General features: G+C 56.6%; 17 protein-coding genes. 8 read left to right on the top strand and 9 right to left on the bottom strand.

Features of this window, described 5'->3' with window-relative positions; genetic code table 11:
- The 4 genes from M495_RS09725 to M495_RS09710 all read left to right on the top strand — a co-directional run bounded on the left by M495_RS09725 (position 1) and on the right by M495_RS09710 (position 4942).
- Positions 1-1281, top strand: a complete 1281-nt coding sequence (locus tag M495_RS09725; protein ID WP_020826470.1) for a c-type cytochrome — start codon at positions 1-3, stop codon at positions 1279-1281.
- 320 nt (positions 1282-1601) lie between these two features.
- The gene (gene phoP, locus M495_RS09720) at positions 1602-2273 is read left to right on the top strand and encodes a two-component system response regulator PhoP (protein ID WP_020826469.1); all 672 of its coding nucleotides are present in this window, start codon (positions 1602-1604) and stop codon (positions 2271-2273) included.
- Between the two features lie 5 nt (positions 2274-2278).
- Positions 2279-3736, top strand: a complete 1458-nt coding sequence (gene phoQ / locus M495_RS09715) for a two-component system sensor histidine kinase PhoQ (RefSeq protein ID WP_041415330.1) — start codon at positions 2279-2281, stop codon at positions 3734-3736.
- Between the two features lie 84 nt (positions 3737-3820).
- Complete coding sequence (locus tag M495_RS09710) at positions 3821-4942, top strand: ribosomal protein uL16 3-hydroxylase (RefSeq protein WP_020826467.1); 1122 nt, start codon at positions 3821-3823, stop codon at positions 4940-4942.
- Positions 4943-4993: 51 nt separating this feature from the next.
- Here M495_RS09710 and M495_RS09705 read toward each other — a convergent pair whose 3' ends face one another.
- Positions 4994-6085, bottom strand: a complete 1092-nt coding sequence (locus tag M495_RS09705; RefSeq protein ID WP_020826466.1) for a malate/lactate/ureidoglycolate dehydrogenase — start codon at positions 6083-6085, stop codon at positions 4994-4996.
- Between the two features lie 85 nt (positions 6086-6170).
- Positions 6171-7400 (bottom strand): peptidase T, encoded by a 1230-nt coding sequence (gene pepT / locus M495_RS09700; protein ID WP_020826465.1) that lies wholly within the window; start codon positions 7398-7400, stop codon positions 6171-6173.
- A gap of 372 nt (positions 7401-7772) precedes the next feature.
- Here pepT and M495_RS09695 point away from each other — a divergent pair, with 372 nt between their 5' ends.
- Complete coding sequence (locus M495_RS09695) at positions 7773-9332, top strand: PTS transporter subunit EIIC (RefSeq protein ID WP_020826464.1); 1560 nt, start codon at positions 7773-7775, stop codon at positions 9330-9332.
- 23 nt (positions 9333-9355) lie between these two features.
- The gene (locus M495_RS09690) at positions 9356-10741 is read left to right on the top strand and encodes a family 4 glycosyl hydrolase (protein WP_020826463.1); all 1386 of its coding nucleotides are present in this window, start codon (positions 9356-9358) and stop codon (positions 10739-10741) included.
- Positions 10742-10764: 23 nt separating this feature from the next.
- On the opposite strand, the gene M495_RS09685 is transcribed toward M495_RS09690, so the two are convergent.
- The 7 genes from M495_RS09685 to M495_RS09655 all read right to left on the bottom strand — a co-directional run bounded on the left by M495_RS09685 (position 10765) and on the right by M495_RS09655 (position 17292).
- Entirely contained in the window at positions 10765-11478 is a 714-nt protein-coding gene (locus tag M495_RS09685) for a MurR/RpiR family transcriptional regulator (protein ID WP_020826462.1), read from the bottom strand.
- 85 nt (positions 11479-11563) lie between these two features.
- On the bottom strand, positions 11564-12400 hold the full coding sequence (gene cobB, locus M495_RS09680; RefSeq protein WP_020826461.1) for a Sir2 family NAD+-dependent deacetylase: 837 nt from the start codon (positions 12398-12400) through the stop codon (positions 11564-11566).
- 11 nt (positions 12401-12411) lie between these two features.
- The gene (gene nagK, locus M495_RS09675; protein WP_020826460.1) at positions 12412-13332 is read right to left on the bottom strand and encodes an N-acetylglucosamine kinase; all 921 of its coding nucleotides are present in this window, start codon (positions 13330-13332) and stop codon (positions 12412-12414) included.
- A 54-nt stretch (positions 13333-13386) separates the two neighbouring features.
- Complete coding sequence (gene lolE, locus M495_RS09670; RefSeq protein WP_020826459.1) at positions 13387-14634, bottom strand: lipoprotein-releasing ABC transporter permease subunit LolE; 1248 nt, start codon at positions 14632-14634, stop codon at positions 13387-13389.
- A complete protein-coding gene (gene lolD / locus M495_RS09665; protein ID WP_020826458.1) occupies positions 14634-15338 on the bottom strand; it encodes a lipoprotein-releasing ABC transporter ATP-binding protein LolD in 705 nt (234 codons plus the stop codon). The genes lolE and lolD overlap by 1 nt, the downstream gene beginning before the upstream one ends.
- Positions 15331-16533: a lipoprotein-releasing ABC transporter permease subunit LolC gene (gene lolC / locus M495_RS09660; protein WP_020826457.1), complete on the bottom strand. Its 1203-nt coding sequence runs from the start codon at positions 16531-16533 to the stop codon at positions 15331-15333. The genes lolD and lolC overlap by 8 nt, the downstream gene beginning before the upstream one ends.
- A 117-nt stretch (positions 16534-16650) precedes the next feature.
- On the bottom strand, positions 16651-17292 hold the full coding sequence (locus M495_RS09655) for a helix-turn-helix transcriptional regulator (protein WP_020826456.1): 642 nt from the start codon (positions 17290-17292) through the stop codon (positions 16651-16653).
- Positions 17293-17377: 85 nt separating this feature from the next.
- Between M495_RS09655 and M495_RS09650 the strand changes: the two genes are divergently transcribed.
- On the top strand, positions 17378-18361 hold the full coding sequence (locus tag M495_RS09650) for a threo-3-hydroxy-L-aspartate ammonia-lyase (RefSeq protein ID WP_020826455.1): 984 nt from the start codon (positions 17378-17380) through the stop codon (positions 18359-18361).
- Positions 18362-18613: 252 nt separating this feature from the next.
- A complete protein-coding gene (gene mfd / locus M495_RS09645; RefSeq protein ID WP_020826454.1) occupies positions 18614-22093 on the top strand; it encodes a transcription-repair coupling factor in 3480 nt (1159 codons plus the stop codon).
- Positions 22094-22115: the final 22 nt, after the last annotated feature.

Below are 22115 nucleotides of genomic sequence, written 5' to 3'. Positions count from 1 at the left end.
ATGAAAGGATTTACTCCCTCGCTGCTGGCGCTGTTGATGCTGGGCACCGCGACGGTACAGGCGGCCGATGACCCGCAATTGGCCGCCCGGCTCCTGCACGGCGAATATCTGGCGCGTGCCGGTGACTGCGCCGCCTGCCATACTGCCCCTGGCGGTGCACCCTTTGCCGGTGGCCTGAAAATGACCACGCCGGTGGGGGCCATCTACTCCACTAACATCACCCCGGACAAACAGACTGGTATTGGCGAATACAGCCTGCAGGAGTTCAGCGACGCATTGCGCAAAGGTGTCACCCGCGACGGCACCCGACTCTACCCGGCGATGCCCTATCCCTCTTTTGCCAAAATCAGCGATGAGGATGTGCGCGATCTGTACCTGTATTTCACCCATCAGGTTCACCCCGTGGCGCAACAGAATAAAGACAGCGATATTTCCTGGCCACTGAATATGCGCTGGCCGCTGGCAATGTGGGATCTGGTGTTCCGAGAGGACGGAACTTATCAGCCGGATGCCACCCAAAGCGCCGAATGGAATCGTGGAGCCTATCTGGTGCAGGGGCTGGGCCACTGCGGAAGTTGTCATACGCCACGCGGTATTGGCTTCCAGGAGAAAGCGCTCAACCAAAGCGACAGCGCCTATCTGAGCGGCGGTACGCTTGAAGGCTGGCATGCCGCCAACCTGCGGGCGGATGCGGTAAGCGGTTTGGGCGGTTGGAACGCGGAAGATATCACCCGCTTTCTGAAAACCGGCCACAACAACCGATTTGCCGCTTTTGGCTCGATGGTTGACGTGGTTCAGGACAGCACGCAATACCTGAGTGATGAGGACTTACGCGCTATCGCCAGCTATCTGCAATCATTACAGGCAGATAATCAGGAGAAGCCATTGCCGCAAGACGGCAGCACGGCTGCTCTGCTGGCAAAAGGGGATGTCAGTCGCCCAGGCGCTCAAGCCTATCTGGATAATTGCGCCGCCTGCCACCGCAGCGACGGTAAGGGCTACCGTGATACCTTCCCGCAGTTGGCACACAATCCGGCGCTGTTAAGCGATGATCCTTCCTCACTGATCAGCATTGTTATCAATGGTTCCCGTACCCCCATAACCGTTGGTGCCCCTACAGGGTTGACCATGCCGGACTTTGGTTGGCGGTTGAACGACCAGCAAATTGCCGAACTCGCGACCTTTGTACGCAGCAGTTGGGGCAACCATGCGCCGCCAGTTACCGCCGCCGAAGTGCAGGAGATCCGTAAAAACAGCGTCAGCAAACCGACCCATCCTTAACATTTGCGGGCCCGGCATCCGGGTCCGGTTCTCTCATCGCAGCCTCTTCCGTTTAAGTTTGGTTTAACTTTCCCTCGCCATTGTTTATCCAACGTTTATTTGACCTTGTCGATAATGACAGCGAACTAAATATCGATAGCGCTTATTTCCTGCCAAGGTTCTGCGTCCCTTGCGGTAAGAGCCGGTTATACCTACCATAACGTCAAGATCACGATCGGATGGCTTAGGTTGTCGCACGCTATCCCTCACACGCTGCTGAGCGTGTTACCTTTACTGCGTGGGTGACAGGATGTTCACCCGCCGATCCACAGGAGTTCGCCATGCGAGTACTGGTTGTTGAAGATAACGGTTTATTACGCCACCACCTCTCCGTACAGATGCGTGAAATGGGCCATCAGGTTGATGCGGCAGAGGATGCCAAAGAAGCCGATTATTTCCTGCAAGAGCATGCGCCTGACATCGCCATTGTCGATCTCGGCCTGCCGGGTGAAGACGGCCTGAGCCTGATCCGCCGCTGGCGCGCCCACCAAATGAAGCTGCCAATCCTGGTGCTCACCGCGCGTGAAAGCTGGCAGGACAAAGTGGCAGTGCTGGAAGCCGGTGCCGACGACTATGTAACCAAGCCGTTCCATCTGGAAGAAGTGATTGCCCGTATGCAGGCGCTGATGCGCCGTAACAGCGGTTTGGCCTCTCAGGTGATCGTATTGCCTCCGTTCCAAATCGACCTTTCGCGTCGCGAACTGAGCGTCAACGAACAGCAGATAAAATTGACTGCGTTCGAATACACCATCATCGAAACCTTAATCCGCAACGCCGGCAAGGTGGTCAGCAAAGACTCGCTGATGCTGCAGCTTTACCCGGATGCCGAACTGCGCGAAAGCCATACCATCGACGTACTGATGGGCCGTTTACGCAAAAAATTGCAGGCCGAATACCCTCAGGAAGTGATCACCACGGTTCGTGGTCAGGGCTATCGTTTTGATGCGAAATGATCGCCATGTTCAACAAGGGTAAAAAACCTTTCTCACTGCGCGCCCGCTTTTTGATGGCCACCGCTGGGGTGATCCTAGCGCTCTCGCTGTCCTATGGTCTGGTGGCGGTAGTCGGTTACATTGTCAGCTTCGACAAAACTGCCTTCCGCCTACTGCGCGGTGAAAGTAATCTGTTTTTCAGCCTGGCCCAATGGAAAGATAACAAACTCACCATTGCCATTCCGCCCGATATCGATCTCAACTTCCCAACCCTGGTGTTTATTTACGACGATAAAGGCAATCTGCTGTGGAGCCAGCGCCAAGTACCTGAGCTGGAAAAACGCATCAATAAAGAGTGGCTGGAAGAGTCCGGCTTCTACGAAATCGATACCGATACCCGTATCAGTAGTGAAGTGTTGGGCAACAACCCCAAGGCGCAGGATCAGCTTAAAGACTATGACGACAACGACCAAAACGCCCTGACCCACTCAGTGGCGGTCAACACCTACGCGGCCACCGCGCGGCTGCCGGCTTTGAGCATCGTGGTGGTCGATACCATTCCGCAGGAATTACAGCGATCCGACGTGGTATGGGAATGGTTCAGCTACGTGTTACTGGCCAACCTGCTGTTGGTGGTCCCCTTGCTGTGGCTGGCGGCCTACTGGAGCTTGCGCCCCATCAAGGCGCTGGTGAATCAGGTTGGTGAGTTGGAAAACGGCGAGCGAGAACAACTCGACGAAAATCCCCCCAGCGAGCTGCGTGGGCTGGTACGTAACCTGAATATTCTGGTGCGCAACGAGCGCCAGCGTTACACCAAATACCGCACCACGCTTTCCGATCTGACCCACAGCCTGAAAACGCCGTTGGCGGTGTTGCAAACGACGCTGCGTTCATTACGTACCGGTAAGCAGACCACCATCGAGGAAGTCGAGCCGATCATGTTGGACCAGATCAGCCGTATTTCTCAGCAAATCGGTTACTACCTGCACCGAGCCAGCATCAATTCGGGGCAAACGGTGCTGACGCGCGAGATCCACTCGGTCCCGGCGCTGCTCGACAGCCTGAACGTAGCACTGAACAAGGTGTATCAGCGCAAAGGTGTGGTGATCACGCTGGATATTTCGCCGGAAGTGACCTTTATGGGGGAGAAAAACGACTTTATGGAAGTGATGGGCAACGTACTGGAAAATGCCTGTAAATACTGCCTGGAGTTCGTTGAAATCACCTCCCTGCACTCCGACAAATACCTTACTATCGTCATCGATGACGACGGGCCAGGCATTCCGGAAAGCAAGCGTGAACTGATCTTCCAACGCGGCCAGCGAGTAGATACGCTGCGTCCTGGTCAAGGATTGGGATTGTCGGTGGCGGCGGAGATTATCGAACAGTACGACGGTTCCATTACCATCAGCGACAGCCCGCTTGGCGGCGCTCGCATGCAGGTCACTTTCGCCCGTCAGCACGATTCCCATCATCACGAGTAAATTCTGTCGCTCTGGCCCCGATCCACGGGGCCAAACTTCCGTTATAATCGCACTCAGGCTCACTCCTCTATCCTGGAATAGAACATGGATTATCAATTAGATCTGGACTGGAACGACTTTTTGCAGCGCTATTGGCAAAAGCGTCCGGTTATTCTGAAGCGCGGCTTCAAAAACTTTATCGATCCGATCTCCCCGGATGAGCTGGCCGGACTGGCGATGGAGAACGAAGTGGACAGCCGTCTGGTCAGCCACCAGGACGGTCGCTGGCAGGTTGCGCACGGCCCTTTCGAGAGCTTTGATCACCTGAGCGAAAACAACTGGTCGCTGCTGGTGCAGGCTGTGGATCACTGGCATGAACCTTCCAGTGCGCTGATGCTCCCGTTCCGTAAGCTGCCGGACTGGCGGATGGACGATCTGATGATCTCGTTCTCGGTCCCCGGTGGCGGCGTTGGCCCGCACCTCGATCAGTATGACGTCTTTATCATTCAGGGTACCGGCCGCCGTCGCTGGCGCGTGGGTGAAAAAGTGCCGATGAAACAGCACTGCCCGCACCCGGACCTGCTGCAGGTTGAGCCTTTCGACGCCATCATCGATGAAGAAATGGAACCGGGCGATATTCTGTATATCCCACCGGGCTTCCCGCATGAAGGCTACGCGCTGGAAAATGCGCTGAATTACTCGGTAGGTTTCCGCGCCCCGAACGGCCGCGAGTTGGTCAGTGGCTTTGCCGACTACGTGCTGGCCCGCGAACTGGGCAGTAAGCGCTACAGCGACCCGGATATTCAGTTGCGTGAGCATCCAGCGGAAGTGTTGCCGCAGGAAGTCGATGCGCTGCGCCAGATGATGGTGGATTTGGTTCAGCAACCTGAACACTTCCAGCAGTGGTTCGGCGAGTTTATCTCCCAGACCCGTCATGAGCTGGATGCTGCGCCGCCAGAGCCGCCTTATCAGGCCGGTGAAATCTACGAACTGCTGCAACAGGGCGAGCCTTTGCAGCGCCTGGGTGGCCTGCGCGTACTGCGCATTGGCGACCAGTGCTTTGCTAACGGTGAACTGATGGATACCGAGCATCAGCAGGCTGCCGATGCGATGTGCCAGAATTTCAGCGTGGATGCCGCCATGCTGGGCGACGCAATCGAAGATCCTTCGTTCCTGGCACTGCTGACCTCGTTGGTCAACAGCGGTTACTGGTACTTCAAAGACTGAGGCATGGCCTTTAGCGACCAGAGCCACCCGCGTTTCGGCGGGTGGCTTTTTTTATGCCCGCAACGCCCTGGTCTGATAACCGTCCAATTCGGCGTCCGGCATGCCCGCCTGGGTTGCCGCAGCACAGATCTGCCGCCAGGTGTTGTCGTCTATCGGGATCCCCTGCCGCAACCGCGCTTCACGGTTGGCGTCTTCCCACTCACCCGGCACTTCAATCGGTTGGCCGTCACTTGGCGGTGAAGCCTTCACCCAATCGATAAAGGCCTCGGCCTCGGTTTGCATCTCTGGCGCGTCGAAGGCTTCCGGATTGAGGATGATGGTGGTCATGCAGTTGAAAATAGCATCGCTGTTGGATTTCACCGTCGCCGCATGAGTAGTGCGGCCACCGGACAGCGCACCGCCGAGGATTTCGCATAACGTGGCTAACGCATAGCCTTTATGGGCACCGAAAGGCAGCAACGAGCCAAACGGCTGTTCGTGCATCACCTTGGGTTCCGTCGTTGGCTGGCCGTGTTGGTCAATCAGATAACCCGGCGCGACGCTCAAACCTTTGTTGTAGGCCACGCGGGTTTTACCAAACGCGATGCCGCTGGTAGCAAAATCCAGCAGTAACGGTTTTTTATCTTTACGGGGAAAAATAACGCAGAAGGGGTTGGTGCCGAAACGACGGTCACTGCCGCCGAACGGTGCCACCATAGGATCGCCCACCACATTGACGAAATGAATAGAGATAAAACCGGCTCGCGCACACTGCTCGGCCCAGTGGCCAATGCGGCCAATGTGATGTGAGTTGTGCAACGCCACCGCAGCCAGCCCCAACTGCCGGGCGCGCTCTATGCCTTTTTCCATCGCCTCACAGGCGACGACCTGGCCAAAACCCTGTCCGCCGTCCACCGTCAGCACCGCTCCGGCATCGCGTACCACTTTGGCATGAACGTTAAGCTGCAAATGCCCCTGAGCCAATGACGACATATAGCTGGGGATCATGCCTACGCCGTGGGAATCGTGCCCGGCCAGATTCGCCTGAACCAGATGATCCGCCACCCGCGCGGCCTCCTGCTCGGTACTGCCGGCGTGGCGCCAAATAGCCTGCACAAACTGCTCAAGACACTGGCGATCGATACGGTGCTCGGTACTGCTCATGATACGGCTCCTTGTGCTGGAAATATATCCTACACTAGGAGCAAATCATTGTTACGGCAAGCAATTATACTCAATCTCATCGAGGTTATTTGGCGCGTTCGGCGGTCAGCGCGGCGATGCGCATAATAACCGAAACCGCCTGTTCCATCCCTTCCAGCGACACAAACTCATGCTTGCAGTGGTAGTTATAACCCCCGGTGAACAGATTTGGGCAAGGCAAGCCGCGAAACGACAGCTGAGCGCCGTCGGTACCGCCGCGAATCGGTTTCATGATCGGTTCGATATCACAATCACGCATTGCCTGCTGTGCCAATGCAATCACATGTGGATGCTCTGCCACCTGTTCCCGCATGTTGTAATAGCTGTCTTCAATCGTGACTTCAATATAACAATCGCGCGGCAGACCTTTGCCCACCTGTTGAGCGACCTCTATCATCCGGCGTTTACGTGCCTCAAAACCCTCACGCTCAAAATCACGCAGGATGTACTGCATCTCGGCGCGCTCAACGCTCCCCTTAAAGCTGCTGAGGTGGTAGAACCCCTGATAGCCGCTGGTGGTTTCCGGGGTTTCATCCACCGGTAACGCCTGCTGAATACGCGTCGCCAACGATAAGGCATTCACCATCACTCCTTTGGCGCTGCCCGGGTGGACATTGTTACCGACAATTTTCACCGTCACCGATGCTGCGTTGAAGTTTTCGCACTCCAACTCACCCACGCCGCCACCGTCCACGGTATAGGCCCATTCGGCATCGAACTGCGCCACGTCAAACAACCGCGCCCCTTTCCCCACCTCTTCATCCGGTGTAAAGGCTACGCGGATATCGCCGTGTGGAATGTTGCGCTGCTGCAGTCGCACCATGGCGGTCAGGATTTCGGCGATGCCCGCCTTGTCATCGGCACCGAGCAGCGTTTTACCGTCGGTGGTGATCAGCGTCTGCCCCAACATTTGGTGTAGGATCGGGAACATCACTGGCGACAGCACTTCATCACCAATGCCCAAGGCAATATCGCCGCCGCGGTAATTTTCGACGATCTGCGGGTTGACGTGCTTACCGGTAAAATCCGGTGAAGTATCCAGGTGGGCAATAAAGCCTATCGCCGGCACGGGCCAGGTAACGTTCCCCGGCAAGGTGCCCATCACGCAGCCATGCTCACTGAGCGACACCCGTTCAAACCCCAGTTCAATCATTTCCTGCTGCAACGCACGCGCCAGCTTCAATTGCCCGTCGGTGCTCGGCACATGTTTGACGTTCGCTTTAGATTGCGTGTCGAATGAGACGTAGTTAAAAAAGCGATCAAGTAGTTTATCCATGGTATCCGCCCTCAGAATTTCGCGTTTCATTATGCGGAACCGATCGAGATCAAATATTGAGACAGGTCATTTTTAACCAGATTTAACGGAAATCATTAATTCTTGTGGTGTTTGATATTTCGCCTCCTCCCTTGGTATCCGTCCATCTTACCTTTCACTCCCCCCCTTATGTGATCCTCTTCACGCCTGGTACCGGTTGCCAGTCATTGACCACCGGTACCTTTTTCCGGCGGCTGATTGCATCGCTAAATCATTCCACCTATAACTGGTTTAAGGCAGGGGTTGCCGCATTCAAAATCATTTTTATTTCGCCATACCAGGGAGTATTACCAGCAACGTCGTTATCCACTAAAATATAAAAAAGGAACTGCCATGAAAGATATTATTGATAATATCTTAAGCAAGCTGCAGATTTTCTCCAAAGCCATGATGGGGCCAATATTCTTTCTGCCGGTAATTGGTCTGATTCTGGCATTAAGTTCTATTCTCACCAATGCCACGCTGGTGAATGAAAACTCCGGCGTATTTCATATCGGCAAAATGATCGGTGATACCTTTTGGCCGCTGTTTGGTAATCTCGGGCTGATTTTTTGCATCGGTATTACCTACGGCCTGGCGAAGGATAAAAAAAGCGAAGCGGCGCTGGTTGCCGTGATGTGCTTTATTATGTTCCTGGGTGCAAACTCATCCTATCTGCAATTAAGCGGTCACATAGCGCAGAAAATCAATGGGGAATATTACGGCACCGGACAAACCGAACTGCTGGGCTTTACCGTGGTGGATATGGGCATTTTCCTCGGCCTGATCCTCGGTGTCACTATCGCCTGGGTGCACAACAGATTGTGTAACGTGGAGCTGAACGGTGTACTTTCCGTCTATGGCGGTTCCAAGCTGGTACTAATCGCCATGACGCCGGTGATCATGCTGTATGCCGTCGGTTTCAGCTACCTTTGGCCAGCCATTTCACACGGGCTGATTTCCCTGACCGGCTTTATGAAAAGCTCAGGTTCGCTCGGGGTTTTCGTCTATGGCTTTTTCGAAAAATTCCTGATCCCCACCGGTCTGCATCATTTTATCTGGTCGCCATTTCAGTTGACCAGCATCGGCGGTTCAATTGTACAAGACGGCCATACGGTGTCGGGCTCGCAGGCCATTTTCCTCGCTTATATGCGCGACCCGAGCATCTCCCCGCTGATGAACGAGGCACTGCGCTTTTCACAACAGGGCATGGTGACCATTTTCGGTCTGTCAGGCGCTGCGTTGGCGTTCTATCACACCGCCAAACCGGAGAAAAAAGTGCTGGCCAAGGCGATATTGATCCCGGCCATCACCACTTCCATTCTGGTAGGCATAACCGAACCGATAGAGTTCACCTTCCTGTTTATCTCACCGTTACTGTGGGTGATACACGCCGTGCTCACCGCACTTTCGCAAGTTGCGTGTAACCTGTTCGACGTTCGACCCTGGGGGGCCAGCGGCCTGATCGAATTCCTGGTTTACAACCTGCCGTTACCGGTCGCCCTCACCCGCTGGCCGCTGTACGTGGTGATTGGTCTGGTGCAGTTCGCGGTGTATTACCTGGTATTCAAAACCCTGGTGCTGAAGCTTAATTTAAAAACGCCGGGCCGTGAGGATGACGACGGGGTCAAGCTCTATTCCAAACAGGAGTATCAGAACAGCAAAAATACACCCAATGAGTTAAGCGGGGTTATTATTCGTGCCCTGGGTGGCAAAGAAAACATTATTTCCGTCGACAACTGCTTCACCCGATTGCGCGTCGAACTAAAAGACATGCAATTAATTGATGAGGCCGCATTAAAAAGTACCGGAGCAAAAGGCGTGGTGAAAAGCCGGCGTGAAGTCCAGGTGATTTATGGTGTCACCGTCGGAAAAGTGAAGAGTCAGGTCGAAAAATATTTAGCAGCATTATAACTTTATTTATTGGGAGAAAATTCATGAAATTAACCGTTCTGGGCGGCGGTGGCGTACGCTCACCGTTCCTGGCCAAATCCATTGCCTATAACGCCCACCGCATCGGCGTCACCGAAGTGGTGTTTATGGATACCGATCGGGAGAAATTGGCGGTCTACGGTGCCATCGCACAGGGTGTCTTCGAGCGTATCCGCAGCGACATCAGGTTCAGCCTGAGCAGCGACGCCCATCAGGCGCTGAGCGGAGCCGATTATATCATCACCACCCTGCGTATCGGCGGTGAAGAAGGCCGCATTCATGACGAACGTATCGCACTCAATCATCAGGTTCTGGGGCAAGAAACCACCGGTGCCGGCGGCTTTGCCATGGCGATGCGTTCTATTCCGGCCATAGTGGAATATTGTCGGCTCATAGAGCAGGTATCATCACCGGACGCGGTACTGTTCAACTTTACCAACCCCTCCGGCATGGTGACCGAAGCCATCATCAAATCCGGCTTCAAACGCAAGGTGTACGGCATATGCGACGCGCCCAGCGAGTTTATCCGTGAGCTGGCGGAACTGCTGGGCTGTCGTGAGTCCGAGCTTAGCGTCGACTGCTTTGGGCTAAATCACCTGTCATGGTTCCGCAATGTGCGGGTCAATGGCCAGGAGGTGAGCGAGCAACTGCTGGCCGACCCACGCCTGTACCGTGATACCTGCATGAAATATTTCTCGCCAGAGCTGGTCGCGCTGTCCGATAACCTGATGCTCAATGAGTATCTGTATTACTACTATTACCGGGAACAGGCGATCGCCGCCATCGTCGATGCCGGAGAAACCCGTGGCGAACAGATTGCGCTGATAAACCAGCAAATGCTGGCCGACCTTGCCAGGCTGGATATCGCCACGCAGCTGGATCAGGCTTTCAGCGTCTATTTCGCTCACTATCTGACGCGGGAAAACTCCTACATGCAGCGAGAATCCAGCCAGGGTAAAGTCAAAGAGCGTGAGATGCTGACGCTGCAGCAGTTTATCGAACAGCCTGACAGCGGCGGTTATGCCGGGGTGGCGATAGACATTTTGGAGGCGGTAAATAACGGCCAGCAAAAACGCGTGGTGGTGTCGATGCAGAACAACAGGACGCTCGACTTCCTGCACCCGGAAGACGTGATTGAAATCAGCTGCGAACTCAGCAACGCGGGCATTCACCCGGTAAAAATGAATGATATTCCCGACACCCAGAAAAACCTGATCTCCCAGGTCAAAGAGTACGAACGCCTGGCGGTTGCCGCCATTCTGGAAGGGGACCGTCAGAAGGCCATCAAGGCACTGATGGTGCACCCGCTGGTCAACTCTTACTCACTGGCAAAAACGCTGGTTGAAGAGTACCTGCAGGCTCATCACCAGTATGCCAAGCATTGGCATTAAGCAGGGCTGAAACGGCGCAGGCCTCAACGGCTGCGCCGTTCAAACCAGGCTTTGATCAGGTTCTCAAACCCCAGCAGGCAGTGGCCGAAAAACGGGTTGGGATAGTAAATATCGTGGTCGTACTTTTGCCGATCCTCGTAAATAAAGGACATATCGGCCTGCTGCGCCAGCGGGCTGTTTCCGTCGCCACAAAACGCCGCCAGCCGGGTATTATTGCGTTTCACCGCGTCGCTCCAACTCAGCGCCGAGCTGCTGTTGCCCGATTTTGAAATCACAATCACCATATCAAACCGGAAACGCATCTCTCGATCGAGGATCTCGAAATCCGGCCACAGCGACAGGTAGCTGTCGATGCCCAGCGTCATAAATTTGTTGTACATGTACTGCGCCACCAGCTGCGAGAAACCGCTGCCGTGGATAAGGATTTTGCCGCTGTCGAGCAGATCAAGGAATTGGGTCTGTTGTTTTAAGCTGGCCGGTGCCGTCGGCTGCGGCTGCTCCTGAAAAGCCGGTGCCATCACCAGGTTGAACTTGATGAAATACACCAGTTCCAGATAGCCGCGAAAGCCCAGCTTTTTCGCCAACCGCACCAGGGTCGAGGGTGAACTGTGGCAACGAACGGAAACCGCACGGATACCCTCGTCAATGCAGGCGTCCGGGTTGTCGAAGATAGCGTTGAGGATGGTGAGATCCGTTTTGCTCAGATCCGCCTGGCTGAATACCTGCTTGAAATTCACCGTCGCCCCTGCTCATTTAACCAAAGAAAGGCCGGCGTCAAAAGGCCGGCCAGTTACCCGAGTCAGACAGCGCATTGACCTGGGGTTAAGGCCTATCAGCCCTTTCAACTTTCCCTACCAGGAATTTGTGCACAAAACGTGGTACCACCGCGCTGGCCTGGCCGTAGTGTTTTTCATCAAACTGACTTTCCACCTGGCTGGGCTCCAGGTTGAGCTCCATGGTATGCGCCCCACCCAGCCGCGCTTCATGCACAAAGCCCGCCGCCGGATAAACGTGGCCCGAGGTGCCAATGGCGACGAAAAAGTCGGCCTTGGCCAGTGCCTGATAAATTTCATCCATGCCCAGCGGCATTTCGCCGAACCACACCACGTGTGGGCGCAACGGGGCCGGGAACTGGCAACAATGGCAGCGGTCGTCCACACTAAGGTCTTCGGGCCAGTCAAAGACCTGCCCGGAGCTGGTGCAGCGTACTTTCAACAGTTCACCGTGCATATGCAACACCCGCGAGCTGCCTGCGCGCTCATGCAGGTTATCGATATTTTGCGTTACCAGCAGGAAGTTATCTCCCAACCAGGCTTCCAGATCCGCCAGGGCACGATGCGCAGCGTTAGGTGCAATGTCCGGCGATTGCAGCTGACGACGGCGTTCATTGTAAAACGCCTGTACCAGCTGTGGATCGCGCTGATAACCTTCCGGCGTAGCGACATCCTCCACGCGATGCTCTTCCCACAACCCGTCCGCCGCCCGGAAGGTACGAATACCCGACTCAGCCGAGATCCCGGCGCCGGTCAACACCACGACAAACGGCTTTTTCAGCTCGGCCGCCGCCATGGTATCGCGATGAAAAATCCGCGAACGAAAGCGCTGATGCAGCACATGCTTACTCTTGCGAAACTGACACAGCCGATGACGAGTGTGCATTAACTCTCTCCTTACTTTTCCCTGTTAACCAAATTGAGGAACGCCGCCCCGCGTACGCCACCGGCGTCCCCGTAACGGGCTTTTTCAATTCGTGGCAGCTTGGCCACGCGCAACACATGCGCCGGCAAACGCTGCGGTAACGCCTGGTAAATAGCGTCAAAATTCGACAAGCCACCGCCAATCACCACCAGATGCGGATCGATGATAGTCAGCAGATTGCCCAGGCATATCGCCAGGACGTCCATGAAACGTTCGACATGAGCCACCGCCTGCGGCTCACCTGCCTGATAATGCGCAATGATCTGCTGCGCAGGCAAGTGCTGCTGGTAAAAGTGGCCGTACATCCACTCAAAACCGCGGCCAGAAATGTAATTTTCGATGCAACCCTGATGACCGCACCCGCAAGGAACGCGAGGTATATCACGTCCCAACACCTCCAGCGCATCCACCGGCAGACGGAAATGACCAAATTCACCGGCGATATAGTTACGCCCGGAGAGCACCTTACCGTCGACGATTAGCCCGCCGCCTACCCCGGTACCGAGGATAATGCCCAGCACCGTCGGATAGCGACGAAACTCCTCGTCCCAGGCCTCCGACAGCGCAAAGCAGTTGGCGTCGTTATCGATGCGTACGTCACGGCCAATCAACTCGGCCAGGTCATGCGGCAAGCGCTGGCCCATCGCCGCCGGGACGTTGGCGGTGAAAACCGTACCGTCATCGTCGTTGGGCAGGCCGGGAATACCGATACCTACCATGCCTTTCTGGCCACAAAACGCATCCGCTTCAAAGGTCAGATCGCGCAGCGTCGTCAGCAGTTGTCGATAATCCTCACGTGGCGTCGGCACCCTTTTTTGCCAGATACGCTGCAGATCTGCATCGAACACGCCCAGCTCAATCTTGGTGCCGCCCATATCGAAACCGTAGTACATAACCCACCCTCAGGCTAAAAAAAGGGGCGGCATCTCTGCCTCCCCTGATTTTCATTATTGTCCGCTCAACACTCGCGCCGGATCGATACGGCTGGCGCGCCTGGCCGGATACCAGCTGGCCAACAGGCTGAGCACCAGCGCGGTCACCAGTACAATCACCACGTCCAGCCAGTGTAGCTCGGAAGGCAGGAAGTCGATGAAGTAGATATCTCCCGACAGGAACGAATGCCCCATCAGCTTTTCCAATCCTTTGATGATGTTGGTCAGCTGCAGTGAGGCGATAACCCCGACCACCACGCCGCTGAGGCTACCCACCAGCCCGGCCAGCAGGCCGTACCAGATGAATATGGCGCGGATAAAACCGTCTTTGGCCCCCAAGGTGCGCAGTACGGCGATATCACCACTTTTATCCTTCACCGCCATCACCAGCGTGGAGACAATGTTAAAACAGGCCACGCCGATCACCAGCACCATCGCCAAATACATAATCGCGCGGATCATCTGGATATCGCGGTACATATAGCCGTAGGTGCCGATCCAACTCTTGATATACACGTAGGAATTGGTGACTTCACCGGCGTCGCGCACCAGCTTGTTGGCGGCAAACACGTCGTTAACCTTGATGGCAATACCTGTGACGCTGTCACCCATGTCCAGATACTGTTGGGCATCGGCCAGTGGCACCATAGCCAGACTGTGATCGAGCTGACCGCTGAGCTGCAAAATCCCGGTGACGTGTAAACGAATGCGCTTCGGTTGCAACAGCTTCATCTGCGGGTCGCTGTTGGGGATCATCACCGTCACATAGCTGCCCTGCTGGACGCCCAAAGCGTCGGCGACGCCCTTGCCGAGGATCACCTGTTGCTCACCGCTTTTGAAATTGGCCCAGGCGTCGCCCTGCACATATTTCGGCAGCGCGCTAAGCTGGTTTTCCTGCTGAGGATCCACCCCTTTCACCCCGACCGCCCGCAGCTGTGCGCCGTTTTCCATCAGGCCGGTAAAATTGATATAGGGAGCGGCAGCTAAAATGCCGGGTACTTTCTCCACCCGTTGCAAAATTGACGACCAGTCTTTGAACGGCTGCTTCACCGGCTCTATTTCACCGTGCGGCACCACCGCCAAAATACGATTTTTCAGCTCGCGCTCAAAACCGTTCATGGCGCTCAGGCCGACGATCAGCACCGCCACGCCCAGCGCGATACCTATGGTGGAAATCACCGAGATCAGCGACACCATGCCGCCGCGCTTGCGCCCACGGCTGAAGCGCAGGGCCGTCAGAAACGAAAGTGACGCTCCCGCCATTACTCAGCCCCCAACAGCGTCAACTGGGCCTGCAGATGGCCATCGGCCATTTCCAGCTGGCGGCTGAGGCGCTTGGCCAACTGCAAGTCATGAGTGACCACCAGAAACGCAGTGCCCTGGCGCACGTTCAATTCGCCGAGCAGATCGAAAATGCTGTCGGCAGTGCGTTTATCGAGGTTACCGGTAGGTTCGTCCGCCAATACCAGCGACGGGTTATTGACCAGCGCACGGGCAATCGCCACGCGCTGACGCTCACCGCCGGAGAGTTCTGACGGCCGGTGCTTGCTGCGTTTTGCCAGCCCGACCGCCGTCAGCATTTCCAGCGCCTTTTCCTGCGCCTGCGCCGGTTTCATCCCGCCGATCAGCAAAGGCATCGCGGCGTTTTCCAGCGCGGTAAAGTCAGGCAACAGATGATGGAACTGGTAGATAAAGCCCAACTGGCGGTTACGCAGCTCCGCCTTGGCGGCCGATGACAGGGTATTCAGAGACTGCCCTTTGTAAATCACCTCGCCGGAGGTTGGTGAGTCCAGCCCACCCAGCAGATGCAGCAAGGTACTTTTACCGGAACCCGAGCTGCCGACAATCGCCATCATCTCGCCCGGCTGCATGGCAAAGCTGACATTGCGCAGTACGTCGGTATGCAGGTTGCCTTCCTGATAGGTCTTGCACAGGTTGTCGCACTGCAACAAAAGATGGTTACTCATAACGTAAAGCCTCAGCGGGTTGTACGGCGGCAGCGCGCCATGAAGGGTAAAGCGTGGACAACAGAGACACCGCCATCGCCGCTACGGCGATAATCGTCACCTGCAGCGGATCCACCGCCACCGGCAGCGATGCGCCGTCAATCAAAGCGCCGAGGATCGGCATCAGGTTATTCAGGTTGCTGGCCAGCAACACGCCCAGCAGCGTACCGAGCAGCGAGCCGATAATGCCGGCGCTGGCGCCTTGCACCATAAATACCGACATGATCTGTCGACGCGTCAGGCCCTGGGTCTGCAGAATGGCAACTTCGCCCTGCTTCTCCATCACCAGCAGGCCGAGTGAAGTAATGATGTTAAAGGCCGCGACGGCCACGATCAGGCTAAGCAACAGCCCCATCATGTTTTTCTCCATACGCACTGCCTGGAACAGCTCGCCCTTGCGCTCGCGCCAGTCTTTCCACTCGGTGCCCTGCGGCAATTTCTGTTGGCTGAGAGTATCGACCATCAGCGGCTGCTGCAGGAACAGGCGCCATCCGGTGATATTGCCCGCCGGGTAGCGTAACAGACGTGAGGCATCCTGCTGATTGACCAGCATCTGGGTGCCGTCCACTTCGCTGTTGGCATGGAAAGTGCCGACCACGGTAAACAGGCGTTGAATAGGGATGCGGCCCATCGGCGTGAACTGGCTGGCGCTGGGCACCATCACCCGCAGCGGATCGCCGCGTTTAACGCCGAGTTGTCCGGCCAACTGCTCGCCGATAATGATGTTGTACTGGCCCGGCTGCAACAGCTGCTGCTTGACGTTGACCAGGAACGGCGTCAAAGGATCGGCTTCATCCGGATTGACCCCCAACATCACGCCGACCGCCACGCTGCGAGCGCTTTGCAGCACTACGTCACCAGTGGTCAGTGGCGCTACGCGGCTAACGCCCTGCAGGCTTTGTACCGCCGATGCCGGGATCTGCTGAGGGTTGATCGAGCCCTGTGGGCTGGTGATCAACGCCTGCGGCATCAGACCGAGTATGTTGTTTTCCAGATCCTTTTCAAAACCGTTCATCACCGACAAGACGGTGACCAACGCCATCACCCCCAGCGTAATGCCGATGGTGGAAAGCCAGGAAACAAACCGTCCGAAGCGGTCTGATGCCCGCCCGCGCATGTAGCGCAGGCCAATGAATAACGCGACAGGTTGATACATGAAATCCGTTTTGTTGCCGTAGCTTAAGCAAAGTGATCAAGGATAATAAAGGCTATACCCCGTTTAGGGAACCACCCTGACGCCTTTTATTCCGTCGATCGCGCCAGCGGCAGCACGTCACCCGGCATCGCGCTTTAACAGGTTGTAAACCGACACCCGGGAAATCCCCAGCGCCTCCGCCGCCATGGTGGCTGCCCCGCGCAGTTGCAGATAGCCCTGCTGCTTTAGTTGCTGGATCACCTGAACACGCTGCTCAGACGTGAGCGCGCGCGGTGCAGTGGCATGCGAAGCGGCAAAGTTATTGATCACTGAAGCAATGTCGGACAGTGAGCGAGCCCCTTCATCCGCCGCCTGCGGCGTGCTCTGCACCACCGCGGTCAGTTGTTGCAGGATGGCGTTGACGCTGTTGAAGATTGAAACGTCCAGGTTAAGGCAGATCGCCGCCACGAAGACCCCCTGGCTGTTGCGCAGACCAATGGAGGTGCTCTTGGCCGGACGCCCATCCGGGAACGCATTGGCATAGTTTTGCACCACGTCCGGAAAATCCGGCGAGGCAATACGCTCAAGCCCCATTTCGCTGGCGGCATCGCCGATACTGCGGTTCGACAGGTTATTGGCGATGCTGACGATGGCATGATTCGGTTGCGTCAGATCGTGCAACACCACTTCACAGCTGGGCGCAAACATCGCGCCCAGTGCCTGAACAATTTTTTCCGCTTCGCGCAACAGCAGCGCATTTTCCTGCCTGAGATCGCTCATAAACTTAACCGTTTGACAATAACTTTACAAAGAGTAAATTAAAATGATCGGGTAATCAATCAACCTTTCACCAGACGAGGTCGCCATGAGTTCAACGCCCCACTGCATCACCGCCGCCGATATCTCTACCGCCGCCGAAATCCTGGCAGGACATGCCCTGCGCACACCGGTCATGACCTCGCAGCAGGCCGACAACATCGCCGGGGCGCAGCTGTTCTTCAAGTGCGAAAACTTCCAGCGTGTAGGCGCCTTCAAGTTTCGTGGCGCGTACAATTCTATTGCTCAATTGAGCCCGGCGCAGCGCCAGGCTGGTGTAATTGCCTTCTCCTCCGGCAACCATGCGCAGGCAATGGCATTGGCGGCACGGGAACTGGGGGTCAAGGTGACCATAGTGATGCCGCACGACGCACCGGCAACCAAGCTGGCAGCAACGCGCGGCTACGGCGCCAACGTCGTGATTTATCAGCGGCACAGCGAAGACCGTGCTGCCATAACCCAGCGGTTGGCAGCCGAACAGGGCCTGACGATAGTGCCGCCTTATGATTACCCGCAGGTGATCGCCGGCCAAGGCACCGCCGCCAAAGAGTTGATTGAGGAAGTCGGGCCGCTGGACGTCTTGTTGGTGTGCACCGGCGGCGGTGGTTTGCTGGCGGGCAGCGCGGTGGCGGCACACCACTGGTCGCCCGGGTGCCGCGTTTTCGGCGTTGAACCACAGGCAGGTAACGACGTTCAGCTGGCGTTCCGTAGCGGCCAGCCGGTACAGATCCCAGTGCCAAAAACCATCGCCGACGGTGCGCAAACGCAGCAGGTGGGCACGCTGACGTTCCCGATCATTCAACAGTATGTAGAAGATATTTTAACGGTCAGCGACCAGCAGCTGTGCCGACAGATGCGTTTCTTTATGGAACGGATGAAAATGGTGGTCGAGCCCACAGGCTGCCTGGCCGCGGCGGCGGCGATGAATTCACTGCTCGACCTGCGGGGTAAAAAAGTCGGGGTGATCGTCAGCGGCGGCAACGTCGACGTTGATAAAATCGCCGACTATCTTGCCATGGGCGCGCAGGAATAACGCCGCATTACGGGCACCACAACCTTCAATCTCTGGCCTGTGGCTGAGTCATCGGGGCGAATTTATTCGCCCGCTAACGTTACTGGAGCGACTAATCTGCCTGCAGTACATTTGAAAGTCGCCGCTTGAAAGGCGACGGGTTTCGCGCTTTTACCTATGTCAGTTTATGGCTCAGTGGGCTAGTATTACCGGGTAAAGGCGCGTTGTAATCTGTGCCGGGCGAAATTTAACACATTGATTAAAGATACCTTAATGAGCACCTCCGATAACCCTAACCGTTCTTCATCGTCATCCTCCCGTTATTCCCTGCCTGAACGCGCGGGCGATTTGCGCCAGTTGGGGCAGCTGACCGGCTCGGCCTGCGCCGTGGAGTGCGCCGAGATCGTCGAACGTCATAACGGGCCGGTGATGCTGATCGCCCCGGACATGCAAAATGCCCTGCGGTTGCGCGACGAAATTCAGCAGTTTACCGACCAGATGGTAACCACCCTGTCCGACTGGGAAACCCTGCCTTACGACAGCTTCTCGCCGCATCAGGAAATCATCTCTGCCCGCCTGTCGAGCCTGTACCATCTGCCGACCATGGCCCGTGGCGTAATTATTCTGCCGGTCAATACCTTAATGCAGCGCGTTTGTCCGCACGAGTTTCTGCACGGCCACGCGCTGGTGATGAAAAAAGGCCAGCGCCTGTCACGCGACAAACTGCGCGCCCAACTGGAACAGGCCGGCTACCGTAGCGTCGATCAGGTAATGGAACACGGTGAGTTCGCCACCCGCGGCGCGCTGCTCGACCTGTTCCCCATGGGCAGCGAAGAACCTTACCGCATCGATTTCTTCGACGATGAAATCGACAGCCTGCGCACCTTTGATGTCGACAACCAGCGTACGGTGAACGAAGTCGAGGCCATCAATCTGCTGCCGGCCCATGAATTCCCTACCGACAAAAACGCCATCGAACTGTTCCGCAGCCAGTGGCGCGAGCAGTTTGAGGTGCGCCGCGACGCCGAACATATTTATCAGCAGGTCAGCAAAGGCACCTGGCCAGCCGGTATCGAATACTGGCAACCGCTGTTCTTCAGCCAACCGCTGCCGTCACTGTTCAGCTACCTGCCGGAGAACACGCTGATCGTCAACACCGGCAATCTGGAGAACGCAGCCGATCGTTTCTGGCTGGACGTTAACCAACGCTACGAGAGCCGCCGGGTCGATCCTATGCGCCCACTGCTGGCGCCGCCAAGCCTGTGGCTGCGGGTTGACGAGCTGTTTAGCGAATTGAAAGCCTGGCCACGTATGGCGCTGAAAACCGAAGAGCTGCCAGCCAAAGCCGGCAACACCAATCTGGATTATCGCACCCTGCCTGATCTGGCGGTGCAAGCCCAACAGAAAGCGCCGCTGGACAACCTGCGTCGTTTTACTGAAAGCTTCGACGGCAGCATCATTTTCTCGGTGGAAAGCGAAGGCCGCCGTGAAACGCTGCAGGATTTGCTCGGCCGCATCAAGCTCGGCACCGCCTTGATCCAGCATCTCGATCAGGCCGAGCCGGCGGGTCGCTACATGATGGTCGGCGCCTCCGAACGCGGCTTCCTCGACGGCATGCGCAACCGGGCGCTGATCTGCGAAAGCGATCTGCTCGGCGAGCGCGTTAGCCGCCGTCGCCAGGACAACCGTCGCACCATTAATACCGATGTGCTGATCCGCAACCTGGCGGAGTTGCACCCTGGCCAGCCTGTGGTGCACCTGGAGCACGGCGTCGGGCGTTACGTTGGCCTGACCACGCTGGAAGCCGGCGGCATCAAGGCCGAATACCTGATCCTGGCCTACGCCGGCGAAGACAAACTCTACGTGCCGGTCTCTTCATTGCATCTGATCAGCCGCTACGCCGGCGGTGCGGACGAAAACGCCCCGCTGCACAAGTTGGGTGGAGACGCCTGGACGCGCGCACGGCAAAAAGCCGCCGAACGGGTGCGGGACGTTGCGGCGGAACTGCTGGATATTTACGCACAGCGCGCGGCCAAAACCGGCTTCGCCTTTAAACATAACCGTGAGCAGTATCAGCTGTTCTGCCAAAGTTTCCCGTTTGAAACCACCCCAGATCAGGAGCAGGCAATCAACGCCGTGCTGAGCGACATGTGCCAACCCCTGGCCATGGATCGTCTGGTCTGTGGCGACGTCGGCTTCGGCAAAACCGAAGTGGCGATGCGTGCCGCCTTCCTGGCGGTAGAAAACGGCAAGCAGGTGGCGGTGTTGGTGCCAACCACCCTGCTGGCGCAGCAGCATTTTGACAACTTCCGCGACCGCTTCGCCACCTGGCCGATCCGCATCGAGATGATGTCGCGTTTCCGTAGCGCCAAAGAGCAGCAACAGGTGATGGACGATGCCGTCGACGGTAAGGTAGACATCATCATCGGTACCCACAAACTGCTGCAGAGCGATCTGCGCTGGAAAGATTTGGGGCTGCTGATCGTCGATGAAGAACACCGCTTCGGCGTTCGCCACAAAGAGCGCATCAAGGCGATGCGTGCCGATGTGGATATTCTGACGCTCACCGCGACGCCAATCCCGCGTACGTTGAATATGGCGATGAGCGGCATGCGTGACCTGTCGATTATCGCTACCCCACCGGCGCGTCGTTTGGCGGTGAAAACCTTCGTGCGCGAATACGACAGCCTGGTGGTGCGCGAGGCTATCCTGCGTGAAGTGCTGCGCGGCGGTCAGGTTTATTATCTGTATAACGACGTGGAAAATATTGAGAAGGCGGCGGAAAAACTGGCTGAGCTGGTGCCAGAAGCGCGTATCGCCATTGGCCACGGCCAGATGCGCGAACGTGATTTGGAACGGGTGATGAACGATTTCCACCACCAGCGCTTTAACGTACTGGTCTGTACCACCATTATCGAAACCGGTATCGATATTCCCAGCGCCAATACCATTATCATCGAACGCGCCGATCGTTTCGGGCTGGCGCAATTGCATCAGTTACGCGGTCGCGTCGGACGTTCTCACCATCAGGCCTATGCTTATTTGCTGACGCCAAATCCGAAAGCCATGAGCACCGACGCGCATAAGCGGCTGGAGGCCATCGCGTCACTGGAAGACCTGGGCGCCGGCTTTGCTCTGGCTACCCACGATCTGGAGATCCGTGGCGCAGGCGAACTGCTGGGCGAAGACCAGAGCGGCCAGATGACCACCGTCGGCTTTTCGCTGTACATGGAACTGTTGGAAAGCGCGGTGGATGCACTCAAACACGGGCGCGAACCTTCGCTGGAAGATCTTACCAGCAACCAGACCGAGGTGGAGCTGCGCATGCCGGCCCTGCTGCCAGATGACTATATCCCAGACGTCAACACGCGCCTGTCGTTCTACAAACGCATCGCCAGCGCGAAAAACGACGCCGAGCTGGAAGAGTTGAAAGTGGAGCTGATCGACCGTTTCGGCCTGCTGCCTGATGCGGCGCGCAACCTGCTGCAAAGTGCGGCGCTGCGTCAACATGCACAGAAGCTGGGAATCAAGCGCATCGAAGGTAATGAGCGCGGTGGTTTTATCGAGTTTGGTGAGAAGAATCGGGTCGATCCGGGCTATTTGATTGGCCTGTTGCAAAGCAACCCGCAGATCTATCGCCTGGATGGGCCGACCAAGCTGAAGTTTATGCTGGACCTGACCGACCGCCAGAAACGCCTTAAGTTTACCGAGGAACTGCTGACCGCATTCCGCGAACATACTCTGGCGGCCTGACCTATCCCCCTCCTGAACCTTC

The organism is Serratia liquefaciens ATCC 27592 (assembly GCF_000422085.1).
Taxonomy (GTDB): domain Bacteria; phylum Pseudomonadota; class Gammaproteobacteria; order Enterobacterales; family Enterobacteriaceae; genus Serratia; species Serratia liquefaciens.
The sequence above is the reverse complement of the archived record's forward strand: the minus strand, read 5'-3'. Positions and strand labels throughout refer to the sequence as shown.

What these genes read in the sequence shown, in the direction of transcription:
- M495_RS09695 (WP_020826464.1), top strand. Translation starts at nt 7,773, where the DNA reads ATGAAAGATATTATTGATAATATCTTAAGCAAGCTGCAGATTTTCTCC.
- mfd (WP_020826454.1), top strand. Translation starts at nt 18,614, where the DNA reads ATGAGCACCTCCGATAACCCTAACCGTTCTTCATCGTCATCCTCCCGT.
- nagK (WP_020826460.1), bottom strand. Translation starts at nt 13,332, where the DNA reads ATGTACTACGGTTTCGATATGGGCGGCACCAAGATTGAGCTGGGCGTG.
- lolC (WP_020826457.1), bottom strand. Translation starts at nt 16,533, where the DNA reads ATGTATCAACCTGTCGCGTTATTCATTGGCCTGCGCTACATGCGCGGG.
- phoQ (WP_041415330.1), top strand. Translation starts at nt 2,279, where the DNA reads ATGTTCAACAAGGGTAAAAAACCTTTCTCACTGCGCGCCCGCTTTTTG.
- cobB (WP_020826461.1), bottom strand. Translation starts at nt 12,400, where the DNA reads ATGCACACTCGTCATCGGCTGTGTCAGTTTCGCAAGAGTAAGCATGTG.
- M495_RS09655 (WP_020826456.1), bottom strand. Translation starts at nt 17,292, where the DNA reads ATGAGCGATCTCAGGCAGGAAAATGCGCTGCTGTTGCGCGAAGCGGAA.
- M495_RS09710 (WP_020826467.1), top strand. Translation starts at nt 3,821, where the DNA reads ATGGATTATCAATTAGATCTGGACTGGAACGACTTTTTGCAGCGCTAT.
- lolE (WP_020826459.1), bottom strand. Translation starts at nt 14,634, where the DNA reads ATGGCGGGAGCGTCACTTTCGTTTCTGACGGCCCTGCGCTTCAGCCGT.
- lolD (WP_020826458.1), bottom strand. Translation starts at nt 15,338, where the DNA reads ATGAGTAACCATCTTTTGTTGCAGTGCGACAACCTGTGCAAGACCTAT.
- M495_RS09650 (WP_020826455.1), top strand. Translation starts at nt 17,378, where the DNA reads ATGAGTTCAACGCCCCACTGCATCACCGCCGCCGATATCTCTACCGCC.
- M495_RS09705 (WP_020826466.1), bottom strand. Translation starts at nt 6,085, where the DNA reads ATGAGCAGTACCGAGCACCGTATCGATCGCCAGTGTCTTGAGCAGTTT.
- M495_RS09725 (WP_020826470.1), top strand. Translation starts at nt 1, where the DNA reads ATGAAAGGATTTACTCCCTCGCTGCTGGCGCTGTTGATGCTGGGCACC.
- M495_RS09690 (WP_020826463.1), top strand. Translation starts at nt 9,356, where the DNA reads ATGAAATTAACCGTTCTGGGCGGCGGTGGCGTACGCTCACCGTTCCTG.
- phoP (WP_020826469.1), top strand. Translation starts at nt 1,602, where the DNA reads ATGCGAGTACTGGTTGTTGAAGATAACGGTTTATTACGCCACCACCTC.
- pepT (WP_020826465.1), bottom strand. Translation starts at nt 7,400, where the DNA reads ATGGATAAACTACTTGATCGCTTTTTTAACTACGTCTCATTCGACACG.